General features: G+C 70.5%; 11 protein-coding genes. 10 read left to right on the top strand and 1 reads right to left on the bottom strand.

What is annotated here, in order from left to right; genetic code table 11:
• The first annotated feature begins 5 nt into the window (after positions 1–5).
• From dapA to B7K26_RS00680, 4 genes are all read left to right on the top strand, one after another.
• Positions 6–899 carry a 4-hydroxy-tetrahydrodipicolinate synthase gene (gene dapA / locus B7K26_RS00695; protein ID WP_084076773.1) on the top strand — a complete coding sequence of 298 codons (894 nt, stop codon included), beginning with the start codon at positions 6–8 and terminating at the stop codon, positions 897–899.
• A gap of 8 nt (positions 900–907) precedes the next feature.
• Complete coding sequence (locus B7K26_RS00690; protein WP_084076772.1) at positions 908–2,590, top strand: ribonuclease J; 1,683 nt, start codon at positions 908–910, stop codon at positions 2,588–2,590.
• A gap of 66 nt (positions 2,591–2,656) precedes the next feature.
• Positions 2,657–5,326, top strand: coding sequence for a DNA translocase FtsK (locus tag B7K26_RS00685; RefSeq protein WP_084076771.1), 2,670 nt, complete (start codon positions 2,657–2,659; stop codon positions 5,324–5,326).
• Complete coding sequence (locus tag B7K26_RS00680; RefSeq protein ID WP_084076770.1) at positions 5,311–7,584, top strand: bifunctional diguanylate cyclase/phosphodiesterase; 2,274 nt, start codon at positions 5,311–5,313, stop codon at positions 7,582–7,584. The genes B7K26_RS00685 and B7K26_RS00680 overlap by 16 nt, the downstream gene beginning before the upstream one ends.
• A gap of 3 nt (positions 7,585–7,587) precedes the next feature.
• Here the strand turns inward: B7K26_RS00680 and B7K26_RS00675 are convergent, their stop codons facing one another.
• On the bottom strand, positions 7,588–8,964 hold the full coding sequence (locus tag B7K26_RS00675) for a CapA family protein (RefSeq protein ID WP_234998644.1): 1,377 nt from the start codon (positions 8,962–8,964) through the stop codon (positions 7,588–7,590).
• A gap of 67 nt (positions 8,965–9,031) precedes the next feature.
• Between B7K26_RS00675 and pgsA the strand changes: the two genes are divergently transcribed.
• From pgsA to B7K26_RS00645, 6 genes are all read left to right on the top strand, one after another.
• Entirely contained in the window at positions 9,032–9,601 is a 570-nt protein-coding gene (gene pgsA, locus B7K26_RS00670) for a CDP-diacylglycerol--glycerol-3-phosphate 3-phosphatidyltransferase (protein WP_200810906.1), read from the top strand.
• Positions 9,588–10,082 carry a CinA family protein gene (locus B7K26_RS00665; protein WP_084076768.1) on the top strand — a complete coding sequence of 165 codons (495 nt, stop codon included), beginning with the start codon at positions 9,588–9,590 and terminating at the stop codon, positions 10,080–10,082. The genes pgsA and B7K26_RS00665 overlap by 14 nt, the downstream gene beginning before the upstream one ends.
• Before the next feature lie 82 nt (positions 10,083–10,164).
• Positions 10,165–10,476, top strand: a complete 312-nt coding sequence (locus B7K26_RS00660) for a helix-turn-helix domain-containing protein (RefSeq protein WP_084076767.1) — start codon at positions 10,165–10,167, stop codon at positions 10,474–10,476.
• The gene (locus tag B7K26_RS00655) at positions 10,477–10,710 is read left to right on the top strand and encodes a DUF3046 domain-containing protein (protein ID WP_084076766.1); all 234 of its coding nucleotides are present in this window, start codon (positions 10,477–10,479) and stop codon (positions 10,708–10,710) included.
• Positions 10,711–10,899: 189 nt separating this feature from the next.
• Positions 10,900–11,955: a recombinase RecA gene (gene recA / locus B7K26_RS00650; protein WP_084076765.1), complete on the top strand. Its 1,056-nt coding sequence runs from the start codon at positions 10,900–10,902 to the stop codon at positions 11,953–11,955.
• Positions 11,955–12,479 (top strand): regulatory protein RecX, encoded by a 525-nt coding sequence (locus B7K26_RS00645; protein WP_084076764.1) that lies wholly within the window; start codon positions 11,955–11,957, stop codon positions 12,477–12,479. Before recA ends, B7K26_RS00645 begins: the two co-directional genes overlap by 1 nt.
• Positions 12,480–12,496 lie beyond the last annotated feature (17 nt).

Raw genomic sequence — 12,496 nt, 5'->3', positions numbered from 1 at the left:
GGCCCATGACTGCCCAGCGCCCGTTCGGGACGGTGCTCACCGCCATGGTGACGCCCATGCACGCCGATGGAACCCTCGACATCGATGGCGCGGTGAACGTCGCGAAGTACCTGGTGGACCACGGGTCGGACGGCCTCGTGATCTCCGGAACCACGGGCGAGGCGCCCACCACTCACGCCCCCGAGAAGGCCGAGCTGACGGCCGCTCTCGTCGAGGCCGTGGGTGACCGTGCCACCCTCATCGCTGGCGCGGGTTCGAACGACACCGCTCACGCGGTCATGATGGCCGAGCAGGCCGCTGAGGCCGGCGTCGACGGCGTCCTCGCGCTCGTGCCTTACTACTCGAAGCCCTCGCAGAAGGGCATCGTCGCGCACCTGTCGGCCATCGCCGGCGCGACGGAACTGCCGGTGATGTTGTACGACATTCCCGGACGCACGGGCGTCGCGCTGAGCGATGAGTCGTTCGACTCCCTGGCTCAGATCGAGACGATCGTGGCCAACAAGGACGCCGCCGGCGACGTGGCGGCCGCGAAGGACAGGATCGCTCGCACGGGCCTCGCCTGGTACTCGGGCGACGACCCGCTGACCCTCGAGTTTCTCCGCGCGGGAGCCGCGGGAGTCGTCTCCGTCAGCGCGCACGCCGCGGGCGAGCGTATTGCCGCGATGATCGCCGCGCACGACGCCGGCGACACCGCAACCGCCGATCGTCTCCACGAGGAGCTGCTCCCCGTGCACGACGCCATCTTTTCCGGCCCCGGGGCCGCGAACGCCAAGGCTGCGATGCAGCTGCTCGGCGTCATCCCGGGGCGCCACATGCGCCTGCCGCTGCTGCCGCTCGACGACGAGGAGTACACCTCGCTCGCGTCCGCGCTGCGCGCCGCAGGCGTCCCCATCCCCTAAGGAGTGACGTGACCTTCCACCCCGAGCTGAACGAGCCCCCCGCTCTCGAGCCCGGCACCCTGCGCATCGTGCCGCTGGGCGGCCTCGGCGAGGTGGGCCGCAACATGACGGTCTTCGAGATCGACGGCCGCCTGCTCATCGTCGACTGCGGCGTGCTGTTCCCCGAGGACCACCAGCCCGGCGTCGACCTGATCCTGCCGGACTTCGCCTACATCGAGGACCGCGTCGACGACATCGAGGCGATCGTCCTCACGCACGGTCACGAGGACCACATCGGCGCCGTGCCGTACCTCCTGCGCCTGCGCCAGGACATCCCGATCATCGGCTCGCAGCTGACGCTCGCGTTCATCGAGGCGAAGCTGCAGGAGCACCGCATCAAGCCCTACACCCTCGCGGTCAAGGAGGGCCAGGAGGAGCAGCTCGGCAAGTTCGGCCTCGAATTCGTCGCGGTCAACCACTCGATCCCGGATGCGCTCGCGGTCTTCATCACCACCTCGGCCGGCACCGTGCTCGGCACCGGTGACTTCAAGATGGACCAGCTTCCGCTCGACGGCCGCATCACCGACCTGCGCGCCTTCGCCAAGCTCGGCGAGCGCGGCGTCGACCTGTTCATGACGGACTCGACAAACGCCGAGTCGCCCGGCTTCACGGCGTCCGAGGTGGAGATCACCCCGGTGCTCGACCAGACCTTCGCGCAGGCCACCGGCCGGATCGTGGTCGCCAGCTTCTCGAGCCACGTGCACCGCGTGCAGCAGGTCATCAACGCCGCCCACGCGCACGGCCGCCGCGTGGCCTTCGTGGGCCGCTCGATGGTGCGCAACATGAACATCGCCGCCGACCTCGGCTACCTCAAGGTGCCGGCGAACATCCTCATCGACGCCAAGAAGGCCGACGACCTGCCGCCGGAGAAGATCGTGTACATGTGCACGGGCTCCCAGGGCGAGCCGATGGCGGCGCTCAGCCGCATCGCGAGCCTCGACCACAAGCTGCGCGTGGGCCCCGGCGACCTCGTGGTCCTCGCCTCCTCGCTCATCCCCGGCAACGAGAACGCCGTGTTCCGCGTGATCAACGGCCTCATGCGCCTGGGCGCCACGGTGGTCCACCAGGGCAGCGCGCGCGTTCACGTCTCCGGCCACGCGAGCGCCGGCGAGTTGCTGTACTGCTACAACATCGTGCGCCCCAAGAACGTGATGCCCATCCACGGCGAGGTGCGCCACCTGCTTGCCAACGGCAAGCTCGCGATGAAGACCGGCGTGCCGGAGAAGAACGTCATGTTCGCCGAGAACGGCGTCGCGGTCGACCTCAAGGACGGGGTCGCCAGGGTCGTGGGGGCCGTCGAGGTGCACAACGTGTACGTCGACGGGTCCTCGGTCGGCGAGATCACGGACACCGAGCTGAAGGACAGGCGGATCCTCTCCGAGGAGGGCTTCGTGTCCGTCTTTGCGGTGGTCGACTCGTCGAACGGCACCGTCGTGTCCGGTCCCGAGGTGCACGCCCGCGGCCTCGCCGAGGACGACGCGGTGTTCGACGCGATCCTGCCCAAGATCAAGAACGCTCTCGAGGAGGCGGCCGCCACCGGCACCGCCGACAACCACCAGCTCCAGCAGGTGATGAGGCGTGTGCTCGGCCGCTACGTGGGCACCAAGCTCCGTCGCCGCCCGATGATCATCCCGATCGTCATCGAGTCCTAAGCCGATGCGCCCACGCGCGGGGTGGCAACGCCCCGCGCGGGCGCCGCGGCGGTAGGGTCCGGGACCATGGCACCTTCACGCCCTGCGAGCACCGGCAGTAAGCCCGCGGCCAAGCGCGCCCCCGCGAAGGGCGGCTCGGCCAAGAACGCTCCCCAGCAGCCGCCCGCGATCCTGCGCGGCATCGCGGCGCTGGGCAGGGGCGTGTCGGGGGCCGTCGGCTCCGGCGTCCGTTCGATTGGCCACGGCGCCCGCGAGGTGAGCCCCGAGGTGCGCCGCGATGGCCAGGCCATCCTCCTCATCATCGCGTCGATCCTCATCGCCGCGCGCGAATGGTTCGGCATGCCCAGCTGGGCCGGCACCGCCATTCACTTCCTCGTGGCAGGCGCTGTCGGCATCGTCGCCATCCTCCTGCCGATCCTCCTGACGGCCCTGGCGGTGCGGCTGTTCCGCGCTCCCCAGGAGGAGCAGGCCAACCACCGGCTCACGCTCGGTGCGGTCATCCTGGTCCTCACCATCACGGGGCTCATCGCCATCGCCGAGGACACCCCGAGCCCGTCGGGCGGCTGGGAGGCCATGCGCGACGCCGGCGGGTTCGTCGGCTGGATCATCGGCAATGGCCTCGCCAACCTGCTGTCCACGCCGCTCGCGGTGATTGTGCTGATCCTGCTGACGCTGCTGGGCATCCTCGTGGTCATCGGCATGCCGATCCGCGAGCTTGTCGCCGTGGTGCGCGAGCGCTTCGGCGGCCACGCCGAGGCCGACGACGACGAGCTCGACCTTCCCGAGCATCGGACCCTCGCGCGCGGCCCCGAGCCCAAGGCGCCCAAGGCCCCCAAGAAGCGTCGCAGCCTGCTGCCTGGCAGGCGCGCCGACGACGTGGTGGAGCCCGACCTTGACGCCTACGAGGCCGACCACGCCTTCGACACCTCCGTCGACCGCGCCGCCCGCGCCGACGCGCCGACCGCCGTCTACGACGTCGACGGCTACGACGACGAGGCCGACGCTGGCACCGCGTACCGCGACGACCACGCGGCGCCCACGCAGGCCACCGAGGTCCTCACCACCACGACAGGACCCGTCTCGCCCTACGCCGACGACGAGGCCGATGCGGACGGCCGCGATCCTGACGACGTCGCCACGCAGGAACACGCCGCTCCGATGATGACGAGCCTCGTGCCGGCGGGGGAGCAGGGCGAGCTCGAGAACGCGCGCCCCTACGTGCTGCCCAGCATGGACGCCCTCGTGCAGGGCGCGCCGCACAAGGCGCGCTCCGCCGCCAACGACCGCGTGGTCGAGGCGCTCACCGCGGTGCTCGACGACTTCGGGGTGGACGCCACGGTCACCGGCTTCACGCGCGGCCCGACGGTCACGCGCTACGAGGTCGAGCTCGGCCAGGGCGTGAAGGTCGAGCGCATCACCAACCTGTCGAAGAACATCGCCTACGCGGTGGCGAGCCCGGACGTGCGCATCCTGTCGCCGATCCCCGGCAAGAAGGCCATCGGCATCGAGATCCCGAACGTGGACCGCGAGACCGTCGCGCTCGGCGACGTGCTGCGGTCGGCGGCCGCGCAGAAGAACGACCACCCCATGGCGATCGGCATCGGCAAGGACGTCGAGGGCGGCTACGTGCTCGCGAACCTTGCCAAGATGCCTCACCTGTTGGTGGCGGGTGCGACCGGTGCCGGTAAGTCGTCGTTCGTGAACTCGATGATCACGTCGATCCTCATGCGCGCCACGCCCGACGAGGTGCGCATGGTGCTGGTCGACCCCAAGCGCGTCGAGCTCACCATCTACGAGGGCATCCCGCACCTCATCACGCCCATCATCACCGACCCCAAGAAGGCCGCGCAGGCCCTGGAGTGGGTGGTGAAGGAGATGGACATGCGCTATGACGACCTGGCGATGTTCGGCTTCAAGCACGTGGACGACTTCAACAAGGGAGTGCGCTCCGGCAAGGTCAAGCCGCTGCCGGGGTCCAACCGCGTGCTCACCACCTACCCGTACCTGCTGGTGATCGTCGACGAGCTCGCCGACCTCATGATGGTCGCGCCGCGCGACGTCGACGAGTCCATCCAGCGCATCACGCAGCTCGCCCGTGCCGCCGGCATCCACCTGGTGCTGGCCACGCAGCGGCCCTCGGTCGACATCATCACCGGAACCATCAAGGCCAACGTGCCCAGCCGCCTCGCCTTCGCGACGTCGTCGCTTGCCGATAGCCGCGTGGTCCTCGACATGCCCGGCGCGGAGAAGCTCATCGGCCAGGGTGACGCCCTGTTCCTGCCGATGGGCGAGTCGAAGCCGATGCGCGTGCAGGGCTCGTGGGTCTCGGAGACGGAGATCCACGCCGCCGTGGAGCACACCAAGCGCCAGGCCGACCCGGAGTACCGCGACGACGTCACCCAGGCGGCGCAGAGCGCCGTCGTGGACGCGGACATCGGCGACGACCTCGACGACCTCATCGCGGCGGCTGAGCTGGTCATCACGACGCAGCTGGGTTCCACCTCGATGCTGCAGCGCAAGCTCAAGATGGGCTTCGCGAAGGCCGGCCGCCTCATGGACCTCCTCGAGACCCGCGAGATCGTGGGCCCCTCGCAGGGATCCAAGGCTCGCGACGTCCTGGTGCGTCCTGACGATCTCGCTGGAACTCTCGCTATTCTTCGTGGTGAGAATCCCGCGCCTGCGGGGGACCAGGGCATCGACGAGGAGGCTGAGGACGCACCGTGGGAGGACTCGTAGAGCTGTTCCAGCAGCCGGCGGTGGCCGTATCGGTCACGATCTTGGTGCTGGTGCTGGCCGCCCTGGCGTTGTTCTTCTTCTGGCGCTCTCAGCGCGCCCGCGAGGCGCGGGACCAGGTGGTGGCGCGCGAGCGTCGCCTCGAGCGGCGCTTCGAGGCCGTGATGTCCTCCACCCGCGACGGCATCCTCATCGTCACGCAGAGCGACGAGATCGCCCTCCTGTCGGACGTCGCCGCGTCGGTGCTCGGCGTGTCGAGGGCCGATGCGGTGGGAAGGCCCCTGTCGCGCCTGAACCTCAAGGCGGTCGACGACAGGGTTCGCCCCATCCTGCTGCGCCAGGCTTTCGGCATCGGCACCAACGACCCCGCGCCGCGCATCGTGGGCGTCCCCGGCCGCCGCGGGGCGGACGACATCCGATGGGTGCAGGTGAGGTCGCGGCTGGTGCCCGAGGGGCTCGATGACGGCCCGGTCACGGTGGTGACCATCATGGACACGTCAGGCCTGCGAGAGGCGGCCGAGGCGATCAGCCGCTCGGACGCGCAGTTCCGCAAGGCGATGGAGAACGCGCCGGTCGGGATGGCCCTCGTCGACCTCGAATGGCGCCTCATGGAGGTCAACCGCGCCTTCGCCGAAATGATGGGCGCCACCGTCGCTTCCCTGCGGGGAACGCCGTTCAGCGCGCTGAGCCACCCGCAGGACCTGCGCGCTGAGGCCGACCAGCTGCAGCGCCTGTACGAGGGCCACCAGAACCGCTTCAGCGTCGAGAAGCGCTACGTGCGCGCCGACGGCAACGTGGTGTGGGCGGTGCTCGACGTCGGGCTCGTGCGCTACGCGGGAGGGGCCCCCGACCACTACGTGGTCCAGGTGCGCGACTCCACCGACGACCGCATGCACACGGAGCTCATGGCGCACCGCGCGATGCACGACCCGCTGACGGGGCTCGCCAACCGCACGCTGCTCCACGAGGTCCTGCAGGACGTGCTCGACCAGCCAGACCCCGGCATGAGGGTGGGCGCCATGGCCGTCGACCTCGACGGCTTCAAGGCGCTCAACGACCGCTTCGGACACGCGACGGGCGACAGCGCCCTGGCGCACGTGGCGGGGATCCTGCGGGCGGCGACGGGTGCGCACGGGACCGTGGCGCGCATCGGCGGCGACGAGTTCGTGATCGTCGTCCAGGACGCCGATGTCTCGAAGACGATGTACTCGATCGCCTCGGACATCCACGACGGGCTGAAGCGCCCCCTGCCGGTCAAGCGTCACCAGCTCACGCTTCACGCCTCGATCGGCATCGCCCTGGCGGACGACGACACCGTCTCGGGCGGCGCCGCCACGTTGCTCAGCGCGGCCGATGCGGCGATGTACCGCGCCAAGCAGAACGGCAAGTCCCGCACCGAGGTGTTCGACGCGACGATGCACACGGCCTCCGACACGTCGTCGGCGATCATCTCCGAGCTCGCGGAGGGGATCGAGCGCGGCGAGCTTGTCCTGCACTACCAGCCGATTCTCGAGCTCGCGACGCGCACGGTGGTGGGGTACGAGGCCCTCGTGAGGTGGCAGCACCCCACGCGCGGCATGCTGCTTCCCGGCGCGTTCCTGCCGCACCTCGACGACCGTCACCTCTCGACGCGGCTCGGCGCCGCGCTCGTGGACCAGGCAGCCACGTTCCTCGCAGAGGGGCCAAGCCAGCACACGTGGGTGTCCCTCAACGTGTCGGCGGACCAACTGGGCGACTCCGAGTTCGCGGACAGGGTGCTGTCGGCCATCGGCCGTCACCACCTCAGCCCGCAGCGCCTCGTGGTCGAACTCACCGAGGCGTCCCTCGTCGCCCCCAACACGCGGATCAGGCACGAGCTCACCGAGCTGCGTAACGCCGGCGTGCCGATCCTGCTCGACGACTTCGGCACCGGGGTGTCCCCGCTGAGTTACCTGCGCGACCTGCCCGTGTCGGGCGTGAAGCTCGACATGTCCTTCGTCGCCGGCATCCCCGAGGACCCCGCCGGTGCGCGCGTCTCGCGCGCGCTGGGAGCGCTTGCCCGCGAGCTGGGCCTCGCCACCATCGCGGAGGGCATCGAGACCGAGGCGCAGGCAGAGTTCCTGGCACAGTGTGGCTGGCGGTACGGCCAGGGGTGGCTGTTCGGCGTCGCGCAGCCCGCGCAGGCGGTCATCGACCACGGCTCGCCCGTGGTGTCGAGCCTCATCGACCCGCGCCCCTACGACGCGTCCACACCGCTCGACTTCGGCGCCGCCGAAGCCTGACGGCTACTGCCGGGACGACGCCGTCGCGTCGGCCGATGTTGCCTCGGCCACCGCATCGGCCGTACGCGGCAACGCCGTGACGGAGTCGGCCAACGCCTCCGGGGGAGCGTCCAGCTCTCTCGCGGCGTCGCCGACGGCGGCGCCAACCCGCGCGTGCCTGGCCTTGGCCTCCGCTGCGGTGAGGGTGCCGGCGCCGTCGTCGAGGATGTCTCCCAGCACGTGCATGCGGTGACCGTCGAGGCGGTCGACGGTAATGCCTGTCCAGCCGGCGTCCACGGCGACGCCGCCGTCCGGATCGACGGCGATTGTGGCCGCGAGCAGGACGCCGGAGTTGGTGTCCGCGACGCAGCATTGGGTGCCCTGGTTCGACAGGAAGTTGCCCAGCCCGAAGGCAGTCCACATGCCGCTCCCGTCGGGGCCTCCCTCGAGCAGCTCCAGGGGCTCGGGGACGTGGGCGTGGTGGCCGATGTAGAGGTCAACCTCGCCGGAGTCGGCGACCTGCTGGGCGATGCTGCGTTGCGCCGCCGTCGGCTCGGTCGTGTACTCGACGCAGCAGTGGACGGAGGCGAGCACCACATCGGCCCCCTGCTCGCGAGCGGTCGCGGCCGCCTCGACGATGGGGCCCGCGTCGGCGGCGTCAGCATCGAACGTGTTAACCGACCACGGCTTGCCCTCTGGCTTGGGCAGGCCGTTGAGGCCGTAGGTGTAGGACACATTGGCGACGGTGATGGTGCGCCCCGCCTCGGTCACCTCGTAGAACTGGGTGACCGCCGCCTCGTCTTGCGACACCGCGGTGCCGGCGAACCCGAGCCCCGCCTCCTCGAAGGCGTCGTGAGTGGCCTCGATCCCCGCGAAGCCCTTGTCGACCGAGTGATTGGACGCCGTCGAGCAGCCGTCGAAGCCCACCGCGGCGAGCGAGGGCACCAGCTCCACGGGGGCCGCGAAGACGGGGTAGCCCGACGCGACGCCGGTCGGGGAGACGGGAGTCTCCATGTGGCACAAGGCAAGGTCGGCGCCCTCGGTCCAGTCGGCGATTCCCTCCATGAGGGGCGCAAAGTCGATGCCCGATGCCGTGGTCGCCGACCGCACCACGGGTGCGTGGGGGAGCACGTCGCCGCCGGCGACGAGGGTGAACTCGACAGTGGGCTCGGGGGAGGGGCTCGGCGCGGCGGACGATGCGGTGGGGCTCGGGGACGGCGTAGCGGCCGGCGCGGAGGCCGAGGGGGAGGCGGCGGCGGAGGGCGAGGCGGACACGCCGGCGTCGGTGGTGCCCGATGCCGCGGCCATGGCCATGCCCGCCCCGATTCCTACCACGGCGGCGGTCACGGTGGTGAGGGTGAGCCGCGTCCGCGCGGGTCGGTCGGAAGCAGCGAAACGCATGCGCGCCATTATGGCCGTCGCGGGAGGCGTGACAGTCACGGGGCCGGTCGGCGGCTATGGTGAACGCGTGACAGCCAGCCTGCCCAATGCGCTCACCGCGGTGCGACTCATCGCGGTGCCGATCGTCGTGGTCCTCTTGGCCGTCGACGATGGCGCCGAGGGCCCCGCGCGATGGTGGGCGCTCGTGCTCGTCGTCTTCGCCGCGGCGACGGATTGGCTCGACGGCTACCTCGCGCGCCGGTGGGAGGTGGTCTCGGCGTTCGGAAAGCTCGCGGACCCCATCGCCGACAAGGCCCTCGTGCTGGGCGTGCTCGCGTGCCTCGTGGTGGTCGACGACATCCCGTGGTGGCCGCTCGCGATCCTGCTGGTGCGAGAGATCGGCGTGACCCTCGGTCGCCTCGCGGTCGCCTCGGACGTGGTGATCCCCGCGTCGCGCGGCGGCAAGATCAAGACCGCACTGCAGCTGCTGTCGCTGACGCTGTTCCTCATCCCCGGCGCCCCCGGCTGGGTCGACGCCATCGCCTGGTGGGTCCTGGTGGCCGCCGCGATCGTGGCCGTCGTCACCGGCATCGACTACGCGCGCACCATCGCCGCCGCGGTGCGCGATCACCGTGCGGCGTCCGATGCCAGGCACTAACCCCGCCCTCGTCGTCTCCGCCGCGGTCGGGCGCGGCGCGACCCTCGCGTGCGGCGAGTCGCTCACCGGCGGCGCGCTGTGCGCCGCCCTCGTGGATGTGCCAGGGGCCTCCGCGGTGGTCCGCGGCGGGGTGGTCGCCTACCAGGTGGACGTCAAGCACGACCTGCTCGGCGTTCCTCAGGGCCCACTCGACGACCCCGGTCCGGTGAGCGAGACCGTCGCCCTGGCGATGGCTCGCGGCGTCCGCGAGCGGCTCGGCGCCAGCCTCGGCATCGCCACCACGGGAGTCGCAGGCCCCGAGGCCCATGGTGGCAAGGAGCCGGGAACGGTCTGCGTGGCGGTGGTGTGGCCCGGCGGCGAGGCCACCAGGACGGTGCGACTCGCGGGCGACCGCGCGCAGGTGCGTGCCGGCGCCGTCGATGCCGCCCTCGCCATGGCGCTGCAGGTCCTCGAGGATCCCTCGCACCAGGGGTCCTGGTAACGGGGAACACAACTGGGGTAGTCTGCGTTGAACCGGCGTGACCACACCAGTCATCGCCACCACGACCACGAGGAGGGGACGCATGCCCGTGCTGCGCACCGAGATCGGAGATGTGCTCCGCGACGCTCGCCTGACCCAGGGCAAGACGCTGCGTGACATCTCGTCGGGTGCCCGGGTGTCCCTCGGCTACCTGTCGGAGGTCGAGCGCGGCCAGAAGGAGGCCTCGTCCGAGCTTCTCGCGTCTATCTGCGAGGCCCTCGACGTGCCGATGTCCGCGATCCTGCGCGAGGTGTCCGACCGTTTCGAGACCGCCGAGGCCCTCGAGGGTGTCGCGGTCATGCCGTCGATCCCCGACACCGTGCCGGAGCTCCTCGGCGAGCTGCGCTCCCGCTAAGTGCGCCTGAGCGAATTCTGGGCGCTCGCCGACGACGTGTTCGGCGCCGCCTACGCCCGCAGCCTCGCGCGCGATCTCGCGCTCGACAGGTTCTCGTCGCTGACCGTTGCCGAGGCCCTCGAGACGGGCGCGGCGCCGCGTGACGTCTGGCACGCATGGTGCGAGCAGATGGACGTCCCCGCCCGCCAGCGCGACGGCGGCGACCGCACCAGGATGATTCCCCCTCCCCGCTAACGCGACACGCCGCGGCGCGCTCGCTGCGATCGAACAGATGTTCGATTACTGTGGTGCACAGGATCCCGCGACGGCGGGCGTCATGCACCCCGGTGGGGCGCGACGCCCGTCCGATGTCACAGGCGCGTCGTAGCGTCGGACACGTACCGCACGACACGGCAGCGATGCCACGAAGGACAAGGACACGACATGGCACAGGCAGCAGACCGATCGAAGGCACTCGAGGCCGCGCTCGGACAGATCGACCGTCAGTTCGGCAAGGGATCCGCGATGCGCCTGGGCGAGCGCAAGGCTGTCGCCATCGAGGCCATCCCCACCAGCTCGATCGCGCTCGACATCGCGCTCGGCATCGGCGGCCTTCCCCGCGGCCGCATCGTCGAGATCTACGGACCCGAGTCCTCCGGTAAGACCACGGTCGCGCTGCACGCCGTCGCGAACATGCAGCGACAGGGCGGCACCGCCGCGTTCATCGACGCCGAGCACGCGCTCGACCCCGAGTACGCGAAGAAGCTGGGCGTCGACACCGACAACCTGATCATCTCGCAGCCCGACACGGGTGAGCAGGCGCTCGAGATCGCCGACATCCTTGTCCGCTCCGGCGGCGTGGACATCCTCGTGATCGACTCGGTGGCGGCGCTCGTGCCCAAGGCCGAGATCGAGGGCGAGATGGGCGACAGTCACGTGGGCCTCCAGGCGCGCCTCATGTCCCAGGCGCTGCGCAAGATCACCGGCGCGCTCAACACCACCGGCACCACCGCGATCTTCATCAACCAGCTGCGCGAGAAGATCGGCGTCTTCTTCGGCTCGCCGGAGACCACCACCGGTGGAAAGGCGCTGAAGTTCTACGCCTCCGTCCGCCTCGACGTGCGCCGCATCGAGACCCTCAAGGAGGGCACCAACCCGGTCGGCAACCGCACCCGCGTCAAGGTCGTCAAGAACAAGATGGCCCCGCCCTTCAAGCAGGCCGAGTTCGACATCCTCTACGGCCAGGGCATCTCCAAGGAGGGCGGCATCATCGACCTCGGCGTGGAGCACGGCTTCGTCAAGAAGTCAGGCGCCTGGTACACCTACGAGGGCGACCAGCTGGGCCAGGGCAAGGAAAACTCGCGCAACTTCCTCAAGGACAACCCGCAGCTCGCGGACGAGATCGAGCTGAAGATCAAGCGCAAGCTCGGCGTCGGGTCCACCCCCGAGGAGATCGCCGCGGAGGCCGACGAGGCCGCCCAGGAGGGCTCGACCTTCTGATGCCGCGAGGCGAGCGCCGCTCACCCGAGAATCAGGGGCGCGGCGCGACCGACCCGGGCGAGCGTGCCCGGGAGATCGCGCTGCGTCTCCTGACGCATTCGCCGCGCTCGCGTGCGCAGCTGCGCGACGGCCTCGTGTCACGCGACGTCCCCGAGGACGTCGCGGACGAGGTGGTCGCGCGCTACGAGGAGGTCGGCCTCCTCGACGATGCGGCGCTCGCGTCGACCATCGCGCGGACGCGTCACGCCGAGCGCGGACGCTCACGCCGCGCCATCCAGCAGGAGCTGGCGCGCAAGGGCTTCGACGCGGGGGACGTGACGGAGGCCCTCGAGCAGATCTCCGACGAGGACGAGCGCGACGCCGCAGCCGCGCTCGCACGGCGCCGCTGGGACCAGTTGTCGTCGGTCGACGAGGACGCACGCGTGCGCCGGGTCGTCGGGATGCTCGGACGGCGCGGCTATGCGCCATCGCTCGCGTTCTCGCTCGTGAAAGAATTGCAACGCGCCGATGAACAGGGCGCGTAGGGTGTTCTGACCGAACC

The organism is Demequina sp. NBRC 110057, assembly GCF_002090175.1.
GTDB lineage: Bacteria > Actinomycetota > Actinomycetes > Actinomycetales > Demequinaceae > Demequina.
This window is presented reverse-complemented; position numbering and strand designations above follow the sequence as displayed.